Origin of the sequence: Cellulomonas endometrii (assembly GCF_949769265.1) — a bacterium.
Classification (GTDB): domain Bacteria; phylum Actinomycetota; class Actinomycetes; order Actinomycetales; family Cellulomonadaceae; genus Cellulomonas; species Cellulomonas endometrii.
Genome location: NZ_CATKPC010000017.1, coordinates 38,118 through 59,240, shown reverse-complemented (window position 1 = coordinate 59,240; position 21,123 = coordinate 38,118). Strand labels below are relative to the sequence as shown.

At 75.4% G+C, this 21,123-nt stretch carries 18 protein-coding genes; 13 read left to right on the top strand and 5 right to left on the bottom strand.

The features are described 5' to 3' along the window. Positions 1-56: 56 nt before the first annotated feature. From QNH85_RS16055 to QNH85_RS16045, 3 genes are read left to right on the top strand one after another with little or no spacing between them, the layout of a single operon-like run. Positions 57-1,313, top strand: coding sequence for a LolA family protein (locus QNH85_RS16055; protein WP_282948017.1), 1,257 nt, complete (start codon positions 57-59; stop codon positions 1,311-1,313). Further along, positions 1,310-2,281, top strand: a complete 972-nt coding sequence (locus QNH85_RS16050) for an ABC transporter ATP-binding protein (RefSeq protein ID WP_282948016.1) — start codon at positions 1,310-1,312, stop codon at positions 2,279-2,281. Before QNH85_RS16055 ends, QNH85_RS16050 begins: the two co-directional genes overlap by 4 nt. Before the next feature lie 31 nt (positions 2,282-2,312). Further along, the gene (locus tag QNH85_RS16045) at positions 2,313-3,164 is read left to right on the top strand and encodes an ABC transporter permease subunit (protein WP_282948014.1); all 852 of its coding nucleotides are present in this window, start codon (positions 2,313-2,315) and stop codon (positions 3,162-3,164) included. A 108-nt stretch (positions 3,165-3,272) separates the two neighbouring features. Here QNH85_RS16045 and QNH85_RS16040 read toward each other — a convergent pair whose 3' ends face one another. After that, complete coding sequence (locus tag QNH85_RS16040) at positions 3,273-3,659, bottom strand: DUF1304 domain-containing protein (RefSeq protein WP_282948012.1); 387 nt, start codon at positions 3,657-3,659, stop codon at positions 3,273-3,275. 64 nt (positions 3,660-3,723) lie between these two features. Between QNH85_RS16040 and QNH85_RS16035 the strand changes: the two genes are divergently transcribed. From QNH85_RS16035 to QNH85_RS16025, 3 genes are all read left to right on the top strand, one after another. Further along, the gene (locus tag QNH85_RS16035; protein ID WP_282948010.1) at positions 3,724-4,074 is read left to right on the top strand and encodes an ArsR/SmtB family transcription factor; all 351 of its coding nucleotides are present in this window, start codon (positions 3,724-3,726) and stop codon (positions 4,072-4,074) included. Continuing rightward, the gene (locus QNH85_RS16030; RefSeq protein WP_282948008.1) at positions 4,071-4,559 is read left to right on the top strand and encodes an SRPBCC family protein; all 489 of its coding nucleotides are present in this window, start codon (positions 4,071-4,073) and stop codon (positions 4,557-4,559) included. Before QNH85_RS16035 ends, QNH85_RS16030 begins: the two co-directional genes overlap by 4 nt. A 109-nt stretch (positions 4,560-4,668) precedes the next feature. After that, positions 4,669-5,049, top strand: a complete 381-nt coding sequence (locus QNH85_RS16025) for a VOC family protein (RefSeq protein WP_282948006.1) — start codon at positions 4,669-4,671, stop codon at positions 5,047-5,049. Positions 5,050-5,135: 86 nt separating this feature from the next. Here the strand turns inward: QNH85_RS16025 and QNH85_RS16020 are convergent, their stop codons facing one another. Continuing rightward, entirely contained in the window at positions 5,136-5,564 is a 429-nt protein-coding gene (locus QNH85_RS16020; RefSeq protein ID WP_282948004.1) for a PadR family transcriptional regulator, read from the bottom strand. 486 nt (positions 5,565-6,050) lie between these two features. Here QNH85_RS16020 and QNH85_RS16015 point away from each other — a divergent pair, with 486 nt between their 5' ends. After that, entirely contained in the window at positions 6,051-7,520 is a 1,470-nt protein-coding gene (locus QNH85_RS16015) for a lipase maturation factor family protein (RefSeq protein ID WP_282948002.1), read from the top strand. Between the two features lie 18 nt (positions 7,521-7,538). On the opposite strand, the gene QNH85_RS16010 is transcribed toward QNH85_RS16015, so the two are convergent. Beyond that, a complete protein-coding gene (locus QNH85_RS16010) occupies positions 7,539-8,774 on the bottom strand; it encodes an ROK family transcriptional regulator (protein WP_282948000.1) in 1,236 nt (411 codons plus the stop codon). Between the two features lie 83 nt (positions 8,775-8,857). Between QNH85_RS16010 and QNH85_RS16005 the strand changes: the two genes are divergently transcribed. Next, positions 8,858-9,724, top strand: a complete 867-nt coding sequence (locus QNH85_RS16005) for a LacI family DNA-binding transcriptional regulator (protein ID WP_282947998.1) — start codon at positions 8,858-8,860, stop codon at positions 9,722-9,724. 33 nt (positions 9,725-9,757) lie between these two features. Here QNH85_RS16005 and QNH85_RS16000 read toward each other — a convergent pair whose 3' ends face one another. Next, the gene (locus QNH85_RS16000) at positions 9,758-11,941 is read right to left on the bottom strand and encodes an alpha-galactosidase (RefSeq protein WP_282947996.1); all 2,184 of its coding nucleotides are present in this window, start codon (positions 11,939-11,941) and stop codon (positions 9,758-9,760) included. 28 nt (positions 11,942-11,969) lie between these two features. After that, complete coding sequence (locus QNH85_RS15995) at positions 11,970-13,190, bottom strand: ROK family transcriptional regulator (protein ID WP_282947994.1); 1,221 nt, start codon at positions 13,188-13,190, stop codon at positions 11,970-11,972. Positions 13,191-13,300: 110 nt separating this feature from the next. Between QNH85_RS15995 and QNH85_RS15990 the strand changes: the two genes are divergently transcribed. The 5 genes from QNH85_RS15990 to QNH85_RS15965 all read left to right on the top strand — a co-directional run bounded on the left by QNH85_RS15990 (position 13,301) and on the right by QNH85_RS15965 (position 20,993). Continuing rightward, entirely contained in the window at positions 13,301-15,016 is a 1,716-nt protein-coding gene (locus tag QNH85_RS15990; RefSeq protein WP_282947992.1) for an ABC transporter substrate-binding protein, read from the top strand. A gap of 77 nt (positions 15,017-15,093) precedes the next feature. After that, positions 15,094-16,083: an ABC transporter permease gene (locus tag QNH85_RS15985; RefSeq protein ID WP_282947990.1), complete on the top strand. Its 990-nt coding sequence runs from the start codon at positions 15,094-15,096 to the stop codon at positions 16,081-16,083. Positions 16,084-16,097: 14 nt separating this feature from the next. After that, on the top strand, positions 16,098-18,038 hold the full coding sequence (locus QNH85_RS19960) for a dipeptide/oligopeptide/nickel ABC transporter permease/ATP-binding protein (protein ID WP_346016333.1): 1,941 nt from the start codon (positions 16,098-16,100) through the stop codon (positions 18,036-18,038). After that, positions 18,035-18,952: an ABC transporter ATP-binding protein gene (locus QNH85_RS15970; RefSeq protein ID WP_282947988.1), complete on the top strand. Its 918-nt coding sequence runs from the start codon at positions 18,035-18,037 to the stop codon at positions 18,950-18,952. The genes QNH85_RS19960 and QNH85_RS15970 overlap by 4 nt, the downstream gene beginning before the upstream one ends. Continuing rightward, positions 18,945-20,993: a beta-galactosidase gene (locus tag QNH85_RS15965; RefSeq protein WP_282947986.1), complete on the top strand. Its 2,049-nt coding sequence runs from the start codon at positions 18,945-18,947 to the stop codon at positions 20,991-20,993. The genes QNH85_RS15970 and QNH85_RS15965 overlap by 8 nt, the downstream gene beginning before the upstream one ends. The last annotated feature ends 130 nt before the right edge of the window (positions 20,994-21,123 follow it).

Here is a 21,123-nt window from a genome sequence, read left to right as displayed (position 1 = left end):
CGGTGCCCGGGGCGCCTCTCAGCGTCGCCTCAGCCTCGGGGGCGCACAGTGGACGCATGGTCCAGACACGCACCACCCCGCCGCGTCGTCCCCTGTCCCCCCGCGCCCGCTGGGCCGTGCCCGGCGTCGTCGCCGTCGCCGTGGCGGCCGCGATCGGCGTGCCCGCGCTCGCCTCGGCGGACTCCGCCGGCCTGCCGGACGTCACCGCCGAGGAGCTGCTCACGCGCGTCGCGCAGGCCGAGCCGACCCCGGTGCAGGGCACCGTCGTCTACACGGCGCGCCTGGGCCTGCCGGAGCTGCCGATCTCCGAGATGACCGGCGCCGACCCGCTCAACCTGCTGGGCGGGTCCTCGACGCTGCGGGTGTGGTCCGACGGGTCGGACCGGTCCCGCGTGTCCCTGCTCGGCGCGACGTCGGAGTACTCCGTGGTCCGCGACGGCGCCGAGGCGTGGACGTACTCCTCGCGCGACGACGCCGTCACCCACATCGCCCTCGACCCCGCCGACCAGGCCCGGTACGACGCCCTGGCCGAGGAGCTGCGCGCGGGTGCGACCCCGCCGGCCGGCGCGGACCTCCCGACGCCCGAGCAGGCCGCCGCCCAGGTGCTCGCCATGGCCGAGGAGCACTCGGACGTGACCGTCGACCAGCCGACGACCGTCGCCGGCCGCGACGCCTACCAGCTGGTGGTGAGCCCCACCGACGAGGAGACCCTGGTGTCGCGCGTCGTCGTGGCGGTCGACGCCGAGACGGCCGCCCCGCTCCGGGTGCAGGTCTGGTCCACCCAGGACGACGCCGCACCGTCGCTCGAGGTCGGGTTCACCGACGTCGCGTTCACGGCGCCGGACGACTCCGTACTGGCGTTCTCCGCGCCGGCCGGCGCCACGACCGAGGAGGTCGTCGTGCCGCTCCCCGAGGTCGACCCGGCGTCCGTGCCCGCCGACCCGGAGCACGCGGTGCTGCCGGAGGGCGTGGTGGTGACGGGCGAGGGCTGGTCGACCGTCGTCACGCTGAGCGACGTCGACGTGGCCGGCCTCGTCGGCGGCGACACCGGGTCGCTCGCGACGGTCCCCGGGGCGGAGCGGGTGCTCGGCTCGGACGAGGCGCAGGACCTGATCCAGGAGTTCGTGCCGAGCGACGAGGACGGCAAGGTCACGCGGCCGGAGCTCGACACCACGGCCCTGTACGGGCAGCTCACCACCGCGGTGCCCGAGGGCCGGCTGCTCAGCTCGACGCTGCTCAGCGTGCTCGTGACCGACGACGGCCGCGTCCTGGTCGGCGCCGTCCCCGCGGACACCCTGCGCGCGGCGGCATGACCGAGGACGACGGGCTCGCCGTCCGGACCGCGGGGCTGACCAAGCGGTTCCGGTCCGGGCAGGTCGCGGTCGACGGCATCGACCTCGCCGTCCCCCGCGGCGCCGTCTACGGGTTCCTCGGGCCGAACGGCTCGGGCAAGACCACGACCATCCGGATGCTGCTCGGCCTCGCCCGGCCGACCGCCGGACGGGCGTGGCTGCTCGGGGCGGCGATGCCCGAGGAGTCCGTGCGCGTGCTGCCCCGGGTGGGCGCGCTGGTCGAGGGCCCGGCGTTCCACCCGTACCTGTCGGGCCGCGCGAACCTCGCGCGGCTGGACGCGGGCGACGCCACCGCGGACCCGCGCACCTCGCGGCAGCGGGCGGAGCGGGCCCTGGACCGCGTCGGCCTGTCGGCGGCCGCCGCGAAGCCGTACCGGCAGTACTCGCTGGGCATGAAGCAGCGGCTCGGGCTCGCGGCGGCGCTGCTGCAGCCGCGGGACCTGCTCGTGCTCGACGAGCCGACGAACGGCCTGGACCCGCAGGGCACCCGGGAGGTCCGGCACCTGGTGCGGGAGCTCGCGGAGGGCGGGGCGACCGTGCTGGTGTCCTCGCACCTGCTCGCCGAGATCGAGCAGGTCTGCACGCACGTCGGGATCATGAGCCGCGGGCACCTGCTGCTGCAGGGCGAGCGTGCGGCGCTCACCGACCGCGGCGCGGCGCGGCTGGTCGTGACGACGCGCGCCGCCCAGGCCGGTGCCGCGGCCGACGTGCTGACCGGCCTCGGCCTGACGGAGGTCGAGCCGCCGCCGCCCGCCCCCGGCGACGGCCCCGTGGCGCTCACCGCCGCGCTGGGCCCCACCCCGCCGGAGAAGGTCTCCGCCGCGCTCGTGCACGCCGGGATCGACCTCGTCGGGTTCGAGGTGGCGCGGCCGAACCTGGAGCAGGTGTTCGTCGAGCTGACCGGGGAGGGCTTCGATGTCGCTCGCTGACGCATCGCCGACGGCGGCCGCCGTGCCCCCCGTGGCAGCCGCACCCGCACCCGCACCCGCACCGGTCGCCTGGTCGCGGCTGCTGCGCTCGGAGCTCCGGCTGGTCCTCGGCCGCCGGCGCAACCAGGTCCTCCTCGTCGGGCTGGCGCTCGTGCCCGTGCTGCTGGGGACGGTCCTGTTCGCCACCCGGGACAGCGCGCTCACGGGGCAGGGGCCGTCGTTCATCGACCAGGTCACGGGCAACGGCCTGTTCCTCGTCGTGGCGGCGCTCTTCCTGTGCCTGCCGTTCCTGCTGCCGCTGTGCATCGGCATCGCGTCCGGTGACGCGGTCGCGGGCGAGGCCGCGGCCGGGACGCTGCGCTACCTGCTCGTCGTGCCCGTGCCCCGCACCCGCCTGCTCACCGTGAAGGCCGTGGCGGCGCTGGCGTTCGCGGCCGCAGCCGTGCTGGCCGTCGCCGTGACGGGGCTCGTGGTGGGCGCGATCTACTTCGGGCTCGACGACGTGACGCTGCTGTCCGGCTCCACCGTGCCGGTCGGCGAGGGCGCGCTCCGCGTCGCGGGGATCGTCGGGTACGTGGGGCTGTCGCTGACCGGGCTCGTGGCGGTCGGGCTGTTCTTCTCGACCCTCACCGAGGTCCCGGTCGGGGCGATGGCCGCGACGGTCGTCGTGGCGGTGGTGTCCACGGTGCTGGACTCCCTGCCGCAGGTGTCGGCGATCCACCCGGGCCTGCTGACCCACCACTGGTTCGACTTCGCGGAGTTCCTGCGGGTGCAGGTCGACTGGGGCGTGGTCGGCACCGGGCTGCTGGTGCAGGTCGCGTGGGTCGCGGTGTTCGGCTCGCTGGCGTGGGCCCGGTTCACCACGGCGGACGTCACGTCCTAGCGGCGCACGGGACCGGTCGGGGCCGGCGGGTCAGACCGGTTCAGGCCGGCGGGTCGGGCCGGTTCAGGCCGGCGGTTCAGGCCGGCGGTTCAGGCCGGGTCAGGCCGGTCAGGCCGCGAGGGCGATCACCGTCGCGACGACCGCGAGCAGCGGCAGCACGCCCTGCACCGCGGCGGCGCGCGCCTTGGTGGGCGACGACAGCACGAGCACCAGCGCGGCCAGCAGCATCGACCCCGTGCCGGCGAGCACCAGCGCCGCGCCGACCCCGGTGCTGCCGGTCGCGACGACGACGACGCCCACCGCGGTCACCACGGCGAGGAACAGGTTGTAGAAGCCCTGGTTGAAGGCGAGCTCCTTCGTGGCCTCCGCCTGCTCGGGGGTCGTGCCGAACGTCGCCCGCGTCCGGGCGGACGTCCAGGTCAGCGACTCCAGCGTGAAGATGTAGACGTGCACGAGGGCCGCGAGGGCGGCGAGCACGAGTCCGGCGGTGAGCACCGGACCAGTGTGCCCGCCCCGGGGGTCTTGTGGTGCCGGGCCGCGGTGCGTAACGTACAACTACATGGTTGCACGTCAGCTGGACCCCGACGAGGTGGACCGCGTGTTCGCCGCGCTGGCCGACGCCACCCGGCGCGACATCGTCACCCGGGTGCTGCGCCGCGAGGCGTCGGTGAGCACGCTCGCCCAGTCGTACGCGATGAGCTTCGCGGCCGTGCAGAAGCACGTCGCGGTGCTCGAGCGGGCGCACCTCGTGGTCAAGCAGCGGCAGGGCCGCGAGCAGATCGTCCACGCCGACGTCTCGACCATCCGGGCGGCCGCACGGCTGCTCGACCAGCTCGAGGACATCTGGCGCGGCCGGATCGACCGCATCGAGGCGCTCCTCGACGACGCACAGGAAGGTGACGCCCCATGACGGTCGTGGACACGATCAAGGACACCGACGCCCTGACGCTGACCATCGTCTCCGAGCTCCACGCACCGCCGGCGCGCGTGTGGCGGCTCTGGTCCGACCCCCGGCAGCTCGAGCGCTGGTGGGGCCCGCCGACGTGGCCGGCGACGTTCACCGAGCACCACCTGGCGGAGGGCGGCGGCGCGAAGTACCACATGACGGGGCCCGAGGGTGAGCGGGCGCACGGCTGGTGGCGGTTCCTCGCCGTCGACGAGCCGCGCTCCCTGGAGTTCGAGGACGGCTTCGCCGACGCGTCCGGCCGGCCCGACGACGCGATGCCGGTCACCGTCGGCCGCGTCGAGCTCACCGAGACCGCCGACGGCACCCGGATGACCATCACGTCCCGGTTCCCCAGCGCCGAGGCGATGCAGCAGCTGGTCGAGATGGGCATGCTCGAGGGCATGCGGGAGGCCCTGGGCCAGATCCCCGGCATCCTCGCGGAGGACTGAGCCGGCACCCGCGAGGGCCCGGGCCGCACGGCTCGGGCCCTCGCGGACCCTCGTCAGCGGCGGGCGGCCGCGCTACGGTCCGGGTACCGACCCCGACCCGGGAGGACCCGTGCACCGCAGCCGGATCTCGACCCTGCTCATCGACGCCCCGCACGCCGAGGCCACCGCCGCCGCGACGTTCTGGTCCGGGGCGACCGGCGTCCGGAGCTGGCCCGTGCCCGGCGAGGAGCAGTTCACGCACCTCGACGACCCCGTGCCCGGCCTGGTGACCGCCGTGCAGTCGATCGGCGAGGCCGCGCGGTACCACCTGGACATGGAGACCGACGACATCGCCGCCGAGACGGAGCGGCTGCTCGCGCTCGGGGCGGTCGAGGTCGGCGGGTGGCTGGAGTGCCGGACCCTGCGCGTGCCCGGCGGCCACCTCATGTGCGTCATCCCGGTGCACAGCGACCCGGCGGAGTTCGCCGCACGCGCGCACGCCTGGGGCTGACCGCGCCCACCTGGGGCTGATTGCCACCACCTGGACTGAGCGCCCACGCCTGGGCCGGCCGCGCGCGGTCTCGCGCCCGGCAGGCGTCAGGCCGTCGGCTCGTCGCCCGCCAGCAGCCGGTACACCGACCGCCGGGCGTCGGCGAGGATCTCCGCCGCCCGCACCCGCTGCGGCTCCGTGCCGCCGCGGGCCACCGAGCGGACCGCCTCGTGCAGCTGCCCGAGCTCGGCGCGCAGGTCGACGCCCTGCTCCTCCGAATCCGTCGCGAACGGGTCGGGCCAGCCGGCGGACTCCCGCTCGACCAGCGCCCTGCCCTCCTCGGTGAGCGTCGCGAGCTTGCGCCCGGCGGACGCCGTGAGCGTGAGCACGCCCTCGTCCTCGAGCAGGTTGAGCGTCGGGTAGATCGCGCCCGGGCTCGGCCGCCACCGGCCGCCGCTGCGCTCGGCGATGGCCTCCATCAGCTGGTACCCGTGCATCGGCTGCTCGGCGAGCAGCAGCAGGACCGCGATGCGCACGTCCCCGCGGCCCGCGGGGCCCCGGCCCCCCGCGGGGCCGCCCGACGCGGGGGCCAACCCCCGGTCCCCCGGGCCCGAACCCGGTCCGGAGCCGGGGTCCGAAGCCCGGTCCGACCCCGCCCCGCGGCCCGCGGCCCCCGAAGCCCCCGCCGTGGCCGCCGTGGCCCTCGTGGCCGCCGTGACCCTCCTGACCTCCGTGGCCGCCGTGGCCCTCGTGGCCGCCGAACGGCCCGTGCCCCTCGTGCGACCCTCGCGGGCCGCGACCGGACCGCTCGTCGCGGCCCTCGCTGTCGTTCTCGTCATGGTGTCTCATGACGCTAACGATATATCGCTACCGTCACGGTGACAACCCCCGTCGGCACAGCGCCCGCCCGCCCCTCGCGAGCCCGGTCGCGTCCGCAGGCGTCAGCGGCGACGCTGGTGCCATCGCGCGGGGCGGTCGAGGGGCCGGCCGGCCCGCGGCCGGCGTGCACGCGGGGGTCCGGGATGGAGTGGTTCGACGCCGAGTGGTTCGACGCCGAGCAGTACACGGTGGCGCGGTCCGTGGTGCAGCGGGGCGTCGCGGCCGTGTACGTGCTGGCGTTCGTGGCGGTGCTCCGCCAGTTCCGGCCGCTGCTCGGCGAGCACGGCCTGCTGCCGGTGCCCCGGTTCACCGCGCACGTGCCGTGGCGCGCGTCGCCGAGCCTGTTCTTCTGGCGGTACTCCGACCGCCTGGTGCTCGTCGTCGGCTGGGTCGGCGTGCTGGTCGCGGCGACGCTGGTCCTCGGCCTCCCGCAGCAGGGCCCGCCGTGGGTGCCGCTCGTCGCGTTCGGCGTCCTGTGGGTCCTGTACCTGTCGGTGGTGAACGTCGGGCAGACCTTCTACGGGTTCGGGTGGGAGTCGCTGCTGCTCGAGGCGGGGTTCCTCGTGGCGTTCCTCGGGTCGGACCGGGTGGCCCCGCCCTGGACCGTCCTGGCGCTGCTGTGGTGGCTGGTGTTCCGGCTCGAGTTCGGCGCGGGGCTCATCAAGTGGCGCGGCGACCCGGCGTGGCGGGACCTGACGGCGCTGTACTACCACCACGAGACGCAGCCGATGCCCGGGCCGGCGAGCCGGCTGTTCCACCTGCTGCCCCGGCCGCTGCACCGCGTCGAGGTGGTCGCCAACCACGTGACGCAGCTGGTCGTGCCGTTCGGGCTGCTGATCCCCGGGCCCGTGGCGAGCGTCGCCGCCGGCGTCATGATCGTCACGCAGCTCTGGCTGGTGCTGTCGGGGAACTTCGCCTGGCTGAACTGGCTGACGATCGTGCTGGCCGCCGCCGCCGTCGACGACCGCGCCTGGGACGCCGTCCTGGGACTCGTGGGCGTCGACGTGACGAGCGCCGCGACCGCGGACCCGTCGCTGGGGTTCGTCGTCGTGGTGCTCGCCGTCAGCGCCCTGTGCGTCGTGCTGTCCTGGTGGCCCCTGCGCAACCTCGTGTCGAGGAACCAGCGCATGAACGCGTCGTTCAACGTGTGGCACCTGGTCAACGCCTACGGGGCCTTCGGCAGCATCACACGCCGGCGCACCGAGGTGGTCGTCGAGGGGACGCTCGACGCCGACCCGGGACCGGGGTCGACGTGGCGGGAGTACGAGTTCCGCGGCAAGCCCGGCGACGTGCGGCGGCTGCCGCGGCAGTACGCGCCGTACCACCTGCGGCTCGACTGGCTGATGTGGTTCCTCGCGCTCGGGTCGTCGGCGCAGCTGCAGTGGTTCGTGCCGTTCCTCGGCAGGCTCCTGGAGGCCGACCGGTCGACGCTGCGGCTGCTCGCGCACGACCCGTTCGACGGGCAGCGCCCACGGTGGGTGCGGGCGCGCCTCTACCGGTACCGGTTCGCGACCCCCGAGGAGCGGCGCAGCACCGGGGCCCGGTGGGTGCGGCACGACGAGGGGCTGATGATCGACGCGGTGAGCCTGGCGATGCTGAGCCGGGCGGGCTGAGCGGGCCCGGCGCCGGGATCACCGCCGCCGCGGCGCCAGCTCCTCCTGCAGGACCAGCGCCGCCGCGCCGACCGCCGCGGCGTCCGCCACGTGCGCCGCGAGCGCCACCCGGACCCCGTGCCGCGCCGCCGCGTGCAGCTCGGCCCGCAGCCGGCGCTCGACCACCGCCGCGTACAGGGAGCCGGCGGTGCTGAACGCGGGCCCGGCGAGCACCACGGAGTCGACGTCGAGCAGGTTGGCGACGGTCACCGCGGCGTCGGCGAGGTACTCGGCGGAGTCCTCGACGAGCTCGACGGCGAGGGCGTCGCCCTGCACGGCGGCGGTCGCGACGGCGCCGAAGTCGGTGATCGGGTCCGCGTCGGCGCTGAGCCGCGCGGTGGTCCGCCGCCCCTCGGCGACCGCGCGTCGGGCCCGTCGAGCCACGGCGTGCGGGGCGGCGAGCTCCTCGAGGGTGGGTCCGGGGGCGTGGCCCTCGCGGTGCAGGTGCATCTGCCCGAGCGGCCCGGGGTTGCCGCTGGCGCCCCGGTACACGGCGCCGCCGACGACGATGCCGGCCCCGATGCCCGCGCCCATGTACAGCGTGCAGTGCGCCGCCGAGCCGACGGTCCGGCCGGCCCAGTACTCCCCCACCGCGGCGGCCGTGGCGTCGTTGTCCATCACGACGGGCAGCCCGACGGCGGCGCCCAGCCGGGACCGCACCGGGAAGCCCTGCCACCGGTCGAGCGAGCGGGACACCGCGATCGCCCCCGCGTCCAGGTCGAGGGTGCCGGGGACGGCCAGCCCGAGCCCGACGACGCTGCGCCGCCCGACGCCCGACGCCCGCAGGAGCACGTCGACGTGCCGGGCGATGGTCTGCACGACGGCGTCCGGCTCGTGCCGCCGGGCGCCGCGGACCCGGGTGCGCGCGACCACGGCGCCGCGCACGTCGGTGATCACGACCACGAGCCAGTCGGCGCCCAGCTGCACGCCGACCGCGCACCGCGCCAGGGGGTCGAGCGTGAGCATGACGCGCGGCTTCCCGCCGGTCCACTCGCGGTCGCCGGTCTCCCGCAGCAGCCCCTCGGCGAGCAGGGCGCGCACCGTGTGCGAGATCGCCGCCTGGGTGAGCCCGGTGAGCTCGGCGAGCTCGACGCGGCTGATCGGCGCGCGCGTCCGGACCAGGTCCAGCACCTGGCTGCGGCTGGTCGACGGCGCCCTGCCCCCGCGCCGGGGAGCCGCCCGCACGCCCTCGACGCCGTCCATGGCGCTCAGCATGGCACGCCCTGGCGCGGCGCCCGCGTGCGCCTGGCCTGCGGTGCGACCCGTGCGCACCCGCCGCCCGTGCGATGCTGCGGGGCATGACGCTGAACCCGGCACGGAACCGGGGCGGCCAGGGCGTCCGCGTGGGGCTGGCGCTGCTGCCGGCCGACGACGACGGCGCGCTGGAGCCCTTCTACGCGGACCTCCTCGCGGGCATGGAGGAGGAGCTCGACGCCCGCGGTGCCAGCGTGTTCGTGCACGTGGTGCCCGACCTGGACGCGGAGCTCGTGGCGTACCGGCGCTGGGCGCAGGACCGGCTGGTCGACGCCGTCGTGATCTCGGACCTGGTCGACGGCGACCCGCGGGAGGAGGCGTGCCGCGAGCTCGCGCTGCCGGCGGTGCTCCTGGGCGGCGAGCCCGGGGAGGGCCGGTGGGTCGTCGACTACGACAACGACGGCGCGATGCGCACCGCGGTGCGGTTCCTGGTGGACCTGGGTCACCGCCGGATCGGCTGGGTGTCGGGCCCGCAGCGATACCGGCACACCCGCTTGCGCGGCGTGGCGTTCCACGAGGCGGTGGCCGAGGCGGGTGCCGTGGGGGTGGCGCGCGAGGGCGACTACGGCGACGCGAGCGGCGCGGCACGGACGGCCGAGCTGCTGGCGCTCCCGGAGCCGCCCACCGCGATCGTCTACGACAACGACCTCATGCCGCTGGCCGGGCTGCGCGAGGCGACGCGGCTGGGCGTGCGAGTGCCGGAGGACCTGTCGATCCTCGCCTGGGACGACTCGGCCAACGTCCGCATCTCCCACCCGCCGCTGTCGGTGGTGAGCCGCGACGTGCACGAGCTGGGCGCGCTGACCGCCGAGGTGCTGCTGCGGGCCGTCGAGGGACGCTCCCCCGGGACCACCCGCACGCCCGGCATCCGGGTCGTGCCGCGCGGGTCGACGGCGCCGCGGCGGCGCTGACCCGCGCGGCACGGGTGGCCGGCGCGGCCGGTCTCAGCCGAGCGCCGTCACGTGCAGCACGAGCGCCTGCGCGGGCCAGAGCGCGGGGATCTGCAGCCCGACCGTGCCGAGCACGCTCCCGGGCAGCTCGACCTCGCCCGCGGCCAGCCACGGCGGCGTGATCCACCCCCACCGCGCGGCACCGACCTCGTCGCGCACCCGGACGCGGTACCGCGTGGCCGGCCGCAGCCCGTGGAGCCGCACCGGCTCGGGGCGCGCGTCCTCCAGCGCGGCCACGGTCGCGACCGTCCAGACCCCCGCCGAGCCGTCGGGGGCCACGGCGCCGGTGACCCGCAGCGCGGGGTCGCGGACGTCGGCGTGGACGGCGACGCCGGTGTGGATGAGCGGCCGCAGCTCGCGGTACAGCCCCGCGAACCGGGTCAGCACGGCGACCTCCTCGTCCGAGCAGGACAGCACGTCCCACTCGAACCCGGCGGAGCCCATCAGCGAGGTCGCGAGGCGGTAGGACAGGTCGACGGTCCGGCCGGAGCTGTGCGCGGTCGGCGGGCCGACGTGGGCGCCGACCAGCTCCGGGGGCAGCAGCAGCTGCGTCCACCGCTGGATGTCCTGCCGCTCGACCGCGTCGTTCGAGTCGGACGCCCACACCCGGTCGGTGACCTCCAGGATCCCGAGGTCCGAGCGGGCGCCTCCCGACGAGCAGGACTCGATCTCGAGCCCGGGGTGCCGCGCCTTCAGCTCCGCGACGAGCGCGAGGGTGGCGCGCGTCTGGACGTCGACCCCCGGCCGGCCCGCGTGCCGGGCGTCGACGAGGTCGCGGTTGTGGTCCCACTTGATGAAGTCGATCCCCAGCTCCGCGACGAGCGCGTCCATCTGCCCGAGCACGTGGGCGTAGGCCTCCGGCCGGGCGAGGTCGAGCACGAACTGGGTGCGGAACGACAGGCCGTCCGGGCCCGGGACCTGGGCGGGGTCGTGCAGCAGCCAGTCCGGGTGCGCCCGCGCGACGTCGGAGTCGAGGCTCACCATCTCCGGCTCGAACCAGAGCCCGAACTGCATCCCGAGGGCGTGCACCCGGTCGGCGAGCGGGCCGAGCCCGTCGGGCCACACCGTGCGGTCGACCACCCAGTCGCCCAGCCCCTGGGTGTCGTCGCGGCGGGCCAGGAACCAGCCGTCGTCCAGGACGAACCGCTCGACGCCGATCGCGGCCGCCCGCTCGGCCAGCCGCAGCAGCGTCGCCGGGTCGTGGTCGAAGTACACGGCCTCCCAGGTGTTGAGCACCAGCGGCCGCGGCGCTCGGGGGTGCTGCGGGCGGGACCGGAGGTACCCGTGGAACCGCGCGGTGATGCCGTCGAGCCCCGCGTCGGACCAGGCGAACCACGCGGTCGGCGCGGTCCACCCCTCCCCCGGCGCGAGCACGAGCTCGCCCGCGCGGAGCAGCTCGCCGGCGCCGAGCAGCGTCGGCTGGTCCGGCAGCCGGTCGGTCCGGTAGGTGGCGTCGGCGGGCCAGGCCAGGTGGACCGCCCACAGCTCGCCGTCCCGGTCCCGCGGCGCGGCGGCGGACAGCGCGAGGAGCCACGGGTGGTCGTGGCCCGGCCTGCCCCGGCGGGTCTGCCGGGCGAGGCTGCCGCGGGGCAGCGGCCCGGTCGCGGGCACCTTCTCCCGGGTCCAGCGGCCCGAGAACGTCGTGGCGAGGTCGGCGCGCGTGGGGACGGGCAGCGCCGGTTCGAGCGCCTGCACCTCCACCGGTCCCGGGGCGTCCGCCGCCACCTCGACCCGGTGCTCCACCGCGAGCAGGCCGCCCGGCGCGAGGTGCAGCCGCGAGCGCAGCGTCAGGCCGGCCGCGGGGTCCTCGGCGACCACGTCGACCGCGTGCCCGGAGGGGTGCACCTCGACCGCCGCGGGGGTCCAGGCGGGCAGGAGCGGCACCCCGTCGCGCACGAGCTGCAGCCCCGGGCGGCCGGGCCAGCCGTCCGGCTCCTGCGGGAGCAGGCTGGGGTGGCCGGCGGCGTCGAGCGTCCCGGGAGGCGCCTGCCGGTCGGCGGCGGCGCGCAGCCCGGCGAGGTCGGCGGGGTCGAGCGGGCCGAGGTCGGCGCCCCAGTGCTGGACCTGGGGCAGGCCGCGCTCCGGGTGCGCGAGGACGACGGCGACGCCGTCGCGGCGCAGGACGGTCCAGCCGGGCCGGTCGCAGGTCGCGGGGGCGGGGTGGCGGTCGGGGGTCACGGGCTCTCCTTCGAGTCGGTGGTGCGGATCAGGCGGACGTGAGCTCGGCGGGTGCCGCGGGCGCGGGGCGACCGAGGGCCGACCGCAGCACGACCAGCGCGCCGCCGACGGCCGCCGACACCCCGACGTCGCGGGACAGCCGGACGCGGACGGGGCGCAGCAGGCGGGCGAGCGCGCCGGCGTCGACGACCTCCTGCGCGCGGTCGACGTACAGCGCGCCGGCGACGCCGAACGCCGGCCCGGCGAGCACGACGGTATCGAGGTCGAACAGGTTCATCAGCGTGACGGCCGCGGTGCCCAGCCGCCGGGCGGAGGCCTCCACGAGCGCGAGCGGCACCGGGTCACCCGCGACGGCGGCCCGCGCCACCCGCTGGAAGTCGGCGAGCCGGGCGTCGGGGCGGCCGTCGAGCCGCAGCCGCGCGGCGAGGCCGGGCTCCCGCGTCGCGGCGGCGACCACGGCGCCGGGCCCGGCGAGCGCCTCCACGCAGCCGCGGTTGCCGCAGGCGCACGCGGGACCGCCGGGGTCGACGGGGATGTGGCCGACCTCGACGGGGTTCCCGGTCCCGCCGCGGTAGACCTCCGCCCCGGCGACGACGCCGCCGCCGATGCCCGTGGCCATGTAGAGCACCCCGAACGTGTCGACGTCGAGGGCGCCGACCCACTGCTCCCCGACGGCGGCCGCGGTGGCGTCGTTCTCCAGGAGCACCGGCAGGTCGAGCAGCCCCGACAGGGTCGAGGTCAGCGGGAACCCGCGCCACTCCGGGGTCGGCTGGCCGGTCAGCACCGTCCCGCGCTCCCGGTCCTGCGGCCCGTGGGTCACGAGCCCCACCCCGAGCACCCGCCCGCGCGCGATGCCCGCACCCTCGAGCAGGAGGTCGATGTGCCGCGCGAGCACGGGGAGCGTCTCCTCCGGCCGGCCACGGCCGGCGCCGCGCACCCCGGTGGAGGCGACGCGGCGCCCGGCGAAGTCGGTGACGACGACGCTGCTCGCGGAGCGGTCGAGCTGGACGCCCACCGCGTAGCCCGCGCCCGCGTCGAGCTCCAGGAGCCGCCGAGGCGACCCGACGCCGCCGGTCAGGCGGCCGACCTCACGCAGCAGGCCCTCGGCCAGAAGGTCCCGGACGACGTGGGTGATGGTGGCGGCGGTGAGCCCCGACCGGTCGGCGAGCTCCACGCGGCTGACGGTGCCGTGGGTGCGGACGAGGTCGAGGACGAGCGCGCCCGTGGCGGCGCGGGACGGGGCTCGCATGTCCCGACCATATCTTGACATGGTTAATTTAAGCACGTAACGATATGTGCGAGCCGCACTGCCGCGGCCTCGACCAGACCGTCGCCCGCGACGGGTGGAAAGGACCAGCGATGTTCCTCAGGTCAGCACACGCGCACCGGCGGCCGTCCCGCCGCCTCCTCCCGACCGCCGCGGCCGTCGCGGCCGTCGCGCTCCTGGCGACCGCCTGCAGCGGGGGCGACGACGGCGGCGGCGGCACGGGCGCGTCCGGCGACGGCGCCACGCTCGTCGCCTACACCGGCCAGTCCGGCGACTACCAGGTCAACTTCAACCCGTTCTCCCCGTCCCGGATCGGCGGCCTCGGCGCCATCTACGAGCCGCTGTTCTTCATCAACAAGGCGCAGGAGTCCGACCCGGTCCCCCTGCTCGGCACCGACTACACCTGGAACGAGGACGGCACCGAGCTGCAGGTCACCCTGCGCGACGACGCCGCCTGGACCGACGGCGAGCCGTTCACCGCCGACGACGTGGTCTTCACGTTCGACCTGCTCGCGAGCACGCCCGCCATCAACAACGTCGGCTACGCCGGCACGGCGACGGCGACCGACGACACGCACGTGACCTTCACCTTCGACGCGCCGGCGTTCGTGCAGGGCCCGGACGTGCTCGCGAGCGTGCCGATCGTCCCCGAGCACCTGTGGGCGGACGTCGACCCGACCTCCGACGTGGTCGAGGACCCGGTCGGCACCGGCGCGTACACGCTCGGCGACTTCAAGCCGCAGGCCTTCACCTACACCGCGAACCCCGACTACTGGGGCGGCGAGCCCGCCGTGACGACCATCCGGTTCCTGTCGCTGTCCGGCAACACCGCCGGGGCCGACGGCATCGCCAACGGCACCATCGACTGGCAGACCGGCCCGGTGCCGGACATCCAGAACGTCGCCGAGAACTTCCCGGGCTACGACACCCTGACCGCGGCGCAGAGCCAGATGGTCCTGGCCACGTGCTCCAGCGTGGAGCTGGGGTGCTCCGGCCCGCAGACCGACCCGGCCGTCCGGCACGCCCTGTACCTCGCGATGGACCGGACCCAGCTCAACCAGCTGGCCTTCGAGGAGACGGCGTCGGAGATCTCGCCGACCTTCGCGCTGACCTCGACGCAGGAGTCCTGGATCTCCTCCGCGGTCGAGGAGCCCGTCGCGCCCGAGAAGGCCGACCCCGAGGGCGCCGCGGCGGTGCTCGAGGCCGCCGGCTGGGTCAAGGGGTCCGACGGGATCTACGCCAAGGACGGCCAGAAGCTCACGGTGACGGTCGAGGTCGTGACCGGCTGGACCGACTACATCACCGCCGTGCAGACCATCGCGCAGCAGGCCAAGGCCGCCGGCATCGACCTGCAGACCGCGCAGTCGTCCTGGAACGAGTGGACGGAGCGCCGCACGCAGGGCAACTTCCAGCTCGCGATCGACTCGCTGTGGCAGGGGCCGGCGCCCGACCCGTACTACCTGTACACGTACTTCTTCGCGTCCGCGGCGGGCGCCCCCGTCGGGGAGCCGGCCGGCAACAACTACTCCCGGTTCGCGGACCCGGAGGTCGACGCCGCGCTCGAGGCGCTGAAGACGCTCCCGCTGGACGACGCCGCGGCGCGGCAGCCGTACTTCGACACCATCCAGGCGGCGGTCGTCGAGGAGATGCCGTACATCCCGATCCTCACGGGCGGCACCACGAGCGAGTGGAACACCGCCCGCTTCACCGGGTGGCCCACCGAGGACGACATGTACGCGTTCCCGGCGGTGTGGTCCGCCTTCGACGCGGCGGAGATCTTCAAGCACCTGGAGCCCGCGGAGGGCTGAGGCGCCCCGGGGCCGGGCGTCCGCGCCCGGCCCCGGCACCTCGTCCGCCACCCGCGTCGAGCAAAGGGGTCGCCCTCGTGAACTACGTCCTGCGCAAGCTCGGTTTCTACGCGGTCGCCCTGTGGGCCGCCGTCACCCTCAACTTCCTCATCCCCCGGCTGCTGCCGGGCAACCCCGTCGACATCCTGCTGGCCAAGCTCCAGCAGCGCGGCGGGACGGTCACGCCCGAGACGCGCGAGGCCTACGCGGCCCTGCTCGGCGGCGACACCTCCGACTCCCTGCTCCAGCAGTACGGGACCTACCTGTCGAACCTCGTCCACGGCGACCTCGGCGTCTCCGTCACCTACTTCCCCACCCCCGTCAGCGAGGTCATCGGGACCTCGATGCCCTGGACGGTGGTGCTCGTCGGCATCGCGACCGTGATCGCCGCGACGATCGGCGTCCTGCTCGGCGCGTTCGTCGGCTGGCGGCCCGGCACCTGGCTGGACTCGGCGGTGCCGCTGACCACGCTGCTCGCGGCGGTGCCGTACTTCTGGCTCGCCCTCGTGCTCGTCTACCTGCTGTCCCGCGTGCTCGGGTGGTTCCCCTCGCAGGGCGGCTACGACGTCGTGCTGGACCCCGGGTGGACGCCGGAGTTCATCGGCTCGGCGATCGAGTACGGGTTCGTCCCCGCGCTGACCATCGTCGTGGCGTCCATCGGCGGCTGGCTGCTCGGGATGCGGAACATGATGGTCTCCACGCTCTCCGAGGACTACGTGCTCACCGCCCGCGCGAAGGGCCTGCCGCAGGGCCAGATCCTGCGGAGCTACGCCGCCCGGAACGCCGTGCTGCCGTCGGTCGCGGGCTTCGCCATCTCGCTGGGCTTCGTCGTCTCGGGGTCGGTCGTGACCGAGCAGGTGTTCTCCTACCCCGGCATCGGGTCGCGGCTGCTGGCCGCCGTCACCAACAACGACTACGCGCTCATGCAGGGCGTGTTCCTGTTCATCACCCTGGCCGTGCTCGGCGCGAACCTCGTCGTCGACCTGCTGTACGGCCTCATCGACCCGCGCACCCGCGCGAAGGCCTGAGGGGCGGCGCAGAGATGACCAACATCGGACCGGACGTGCAGGTGGCCCTCGAGGGCCCCGGCGGCCCCGTCGAGGCTCCCGCCGGACCCGGCACCGCGAACGCCGACGGGCCGGACCGCCGGCCCGGCCGCGCCCGCCCCGCGTGGCGGCTGCTGCTGCCGACGATGACCCCGTGGCTCGCCACCGGCCTCGTGCTCATCGCGGGCGTCGTGCTGCTGGGCGTGGTGGGGCCGTACCTGGTCGGCGACCCCGACGCGATCAGCGACGTGGGGCTCAGCGGCCCGTCGGCCGAGCACTGGCTGGGCACCACGCAGACCGGCCAGGACGTGCTCGCGCAGCTGGCGCACGCCACCCGGGGGTCGCTGCAGATCGGCCTCATGGTGGGCGTGCTCGCCACGGTGCTGTCGGCGTTCTTCGGCATCTACGGCGCGTACCTCGGCGGCGCCGCGGACGAGGGCTTCTCCCTGCTCTCCAACGTGTTCCTCGTGATCCCCGGCCTGCCGCTGGTCATCGTGATCTCCGGCTTCGTGCCGCGCGAGAGCCGCGGCCTGTGGACCATCGCGGTGGTGCTCGCGCTGACCTCGTGGGCGGCGTCCGCGCGGGTGCTCCGCGCGCAGACCCTGTCCGTCCGGTCCCGGGACTACGTGGCGGCGTCCCGGCTGTCGGGCGAGAAGCCGTGGCGGGTCATCGGCGTCGAGATCCTGCCGAACCTGCTGCCGGTGCTCGCGTCGCAGTTCGTGTACGCCGTGATCGCCGCGATCCTCGGCGAGGCCGGCCTGTCGTTCCTCGGCCTGGGCGCCTCGAACGCCTCGACCCTGGGGACCATGCTGTTCTACGCGCAGAACGGCTTCGCTCTCCCGCTCGGCGCCTGGTGGTGGTTCGTGCCGCCGGGCCTCGTCATCGCCCTGTTCGGCATGGGCCTGTCGCTGGTCAACTTCTCCATCGACGAGATCATCAACCCCCCGCCTGAAGAACGTCCGCACCGCACGCCGCCGCGCGAAGGCCGCGCAGCGCACGGAGCAGCAGGCGCTGCGCCGCCAGGCCGGCAGGAGGTCCGCATGACCACGCTCACCGACACCGTCCCGCACCCGTCCGCGCCGCACCGGCGCCCGGTGCTCACCGTCACCGACCTCACCGTGGTCTACGACGTCGAGCAGCCCGTCACCGCCGTGAAGAACGCCAGCCTGCAGCTGGGCCGCGGCGAGATCCTCGGCCTGGCCGGCGAGTCCGGCTGCGGCAAGACGACCCTCGCCTACGCGGTCAACCGGCTGCACCAGGCGCCGGCGCGGATCGCGTCGGGGTCCGTGGTGTTCCACGACCGGGACGGGCAGGACGTCGACCTGCTCGCGCTCGACGACGAGCCGCTGCGGCGGTTCCGCTGGTCCCAGCTGTCGATGGTGTTCCAGGGCGCGATGAACTCCCTGAACCCGGTGCGCACGGTCGGCGCGCAGCTGGACGACACGCTGCGTGCGCACACCCGGATGTCGCGGTCGCAGCGCCGGGCCCGGTCGGCCGAGGTGCTCACCCGCGTCGGCGTCGACCCGGGCCGGCTGCGGTCGTACCCGCACGAGCTCTCCGGCGGCATGCGGCAGCGCGTGATGATCGCGATGGCGATGCTGCTCGAGCCGCAGATCATGATCATGGACGAGCCGACCACCGCGCTCGACGTGGTCGTGCAGCGCGAGATCCTCCGGGAGATCGTCCGGCTGCGCGACGAGCTCGACTTCGCGGTCGTGTTCATCACGCACGACCTGCCCCTGCTGCTCGAGATCAGCGACCGGATCGCGGTGATGCTCGCCGGCGAGATCGTCGAGCTCGACACGGCCACCCGGCTGCACCGCTCCCCCGCCCACCCCTACACCCGCCGGCTGCTGGGCTCGTTCCCGAGCCTGTCCGGCGACCGCGGCGCGTTCATCCGCGACGGCATCGACCTCGACGAGGAGGCCCCCGCATGACCAGCGTGCACGTGACCGAGCTGACCAAGGACTACGCGCTGCGCTCCGGCCTGCGGCGCAGCACCCTGCGGGCCGTCGACCGGGTCTCGTTCGACCTGGTGCCCCGGCGCACCGTGGCGCTCGTCGGGGAGTCCGGCTCCGGCAAGTCGACCATCGCCAAGCTGCTCACGCGGATGGAGAAGCCCTCCGCCGGCCGGATCGACGTGCAGCTGGACGACCGGACGCCGGTGATGGGCTCGGTGTACCAGCGGCACGTGCAGATGGTGTTCCAGGACCCGTTCGCCTCCCTCAACCCGTTCCACACCGTCGAGCACCACGTCGCGCGACCCCTGCGGATCCACCACCGCACGCACGACGCCGCCTCCACCCACGCCCGGGTGCTGGAGATGCTCGAGCGGGTCAACCTGCACCCCGCGGAGGAGATCGCCGCCCGGCGCCCGCACGAGCTGTCGGGCGGGCAGCGCCAGCGCGTCGCCATCGCCCGCGCGCTCGCGCCCGGCGCGCAGGTGCTGATCGCCGACGAGCCGGTGTCGATGCTCGACGTCTCCATCCGGCTCGGCGTGCTCAACCTGCTCGGCCGCCTGCAGCGCGAGGACAACCTGGCCGTCCTCTACATCACCCACGACCTGGCCACCGCCCGGCACTTCTCCGACGAGATCCTGGTGCTGTACCGCGGCCGGGTCGTCGAGCGCGGGCCCGCCGACGCCGTGATCCTCGACCCGCACCACGACTACACGAAGATGCTCGCGCTCGCCGCGCCGGACCCCGACCGCGTCGGCAGCGTCGGGCGCGAGGGCGACACGGCGCCCGCGCGCGAGGGCATCGACAACTCGGTCTGCTACGACCACGGGCTCGGCGCGTGGGTGCCGATCGACGAGGCGGGCGCTGCACGGCGGGAGCGGGCCCGTGCCTGACGCCGTGAGCGCCGTCGTCCCCGCCGCCGGCCCCGGTCCGCGACCGTTCGCGTGGCCCACCGAGGGGCTGTCGTACGGCGGCGACTACAACCCCGAGCAGTGGCCGCGCGAGGTCTGGGACGAGGACGTGCGGCTGATGGCCGAGGCGGGCGTCAACCTCGTGACGCTGGGCGTCTTCTCCTGGGGGCTCGTCGAGACCGCGGACGGGGTCCTCGACTGGGCGTGGTTCGACGAGGTCGTCGCGCTGCTGCACGCCCACGGCATCGGCATCGACCTCGCGACGCCGACCGCCGCGCCCCCGTCCTGGCTGCACACCGCGCACCCCGAGGTGCTGCCGCGGGACGCGGACCTGTACCAGCAGCCGCCCGGGGGCCGGCTGGCCTGGTGCCCGAGCAGCCCGGTGTTCCGCCGGTACGCGCTGCGGTTCGTCGACGCGCTCGCCCGGCGGTACGGGCGGCACCCGGCGGTGCGGCTCTGGCACGTGAGCAACGAGCTCGGCGGCGGCAACGCGCGCTGCTACTGCGACGTGTCGGCCGCGGCGTTCCGGGACTGGCTGGCGGCGCGGTACGGCTCCGTCGACGCGGTGAACGAGGCGTGGGGCACCGCGCAGTGGGGCCACCGGTTCGGCGCGTGGGAGGAGATCCTGCCGCCGCGGGGCAAGCACGGAGCGCCCAACCCGGGGCTGTTCCTCGACTACGAGCGGTACTCCTCGGACGCCCTGCTCGCGCACTACCTCGCCGAGAAGGACGTGATCACCCGGCACTCCGACGCGCCGGTCACCACGAACATGATGGTCGGACCCGGGGCGCAGGTCGTGGACTACGCCTCCTGGGCGCCGCACACGGACGTCGTCGCGAACGACCACTACACCCTGGTCGACGACCCCGACCGCGAGCAGGACCTCGCGTTCGCGGGCGACCGGATGCGCGGCATGTCCGCCGGCCGCCGGCCGTGGCTGCTCATGGAGCACTCCACCGGTGCGCCGAGCTGGCAGCAGCGCAACCGCGCCAAGGACCCCGGGGAGATCGCCCGCAACGCCCTCGGCCACGTCGCCCGGGGGTCCGACGGCGCCCTGTTCTTCCAGTGGCGCGCCTCGACGGCGGGCGCCGAGCAGTTCCACTCGGCGATGCTCCCGCACTCGGGCACGCGGTCCCGGGTGTGGCGGGAGGTCGTCGAGCTCGGCGGCCACCTGCGCGCGCTGGCCGAGGTGCAGGGCTCCGCCGTCGAGCGGGCGCGGGCCGCCATGGTCGTGGACGACGTCGCGGGCTGGGCGCTGCAGCACGGGCTGAAGCCGCACCGGTCGCTGCGGTACGGGCGCGAGCTGCGGACCTGGCACCGGGCCCTGTGGGAGCGGCAGGTCCTCTGCGACGTCGTGCCGCCCGGCACCGACCTCGACGGCTACGACCTCGTGCTCGCGCCGACGCTGCTCGTGCTGGACGACGCGGAGGCCGAGCGCCTGCGCGCCGTGCCGGCCCGGGGCGGCACGCTGCTCGTGACCTACCTGTCCGGGGTGTGCGAGCCCACCGGCCGCGTCCGGCGCGGGCCGGGGGTGCTCGAGGACGTGCTCGGCGCGTGGACCGACGAGTACTACCCGCTGCAGGCCGGCGAGCAGGTGCGGCTGGACGACGGCAGCACCGTCGAGGACTGGACGGAGCGCGTCGTGCTCGACGGCGCCGAGGCGGTGGTCCGGTACGCGACGTCGTCGCTCGCCGGCGGTCCCGCCGTCACGCGGCGCGCCGCCGGTGAGGGGTCCGCCTGGTACGTGTCGGCCGCCCTCCCCCGGGCGGGCGTCGACCGCGTGGCCGCCCGGCTGGTCGAGGACACCCGCCTGCCGCGCACCGTCGAGGCCGACCCCGGCGTCGAGGCCGTGCGGCGCGTGGGCGACCGCGGCTCCTGGCTGTTCCTGCTGAACCACACCGACGCCGACCGGTCGGTGCGCGCCGCCGGCACCGACCTGCTGACCGGCACCGACCACGGCCCGGTCGTCACCGTGCCTGCGGGCGGCGTGCGCGTCCTGCGCGAGCCGGGGGCCCGCCCCTGACCCGCGACGTCCCGGGCGCCTCCGAGCGCCCACCGGCCCGACCCGCCCGACCCGGCCCGACCCCCGACCCCGCGACACCCACCGGAGCCTCCGTGCAGCACCTGACCCTGTCCGACGGCTGGACCGTCAC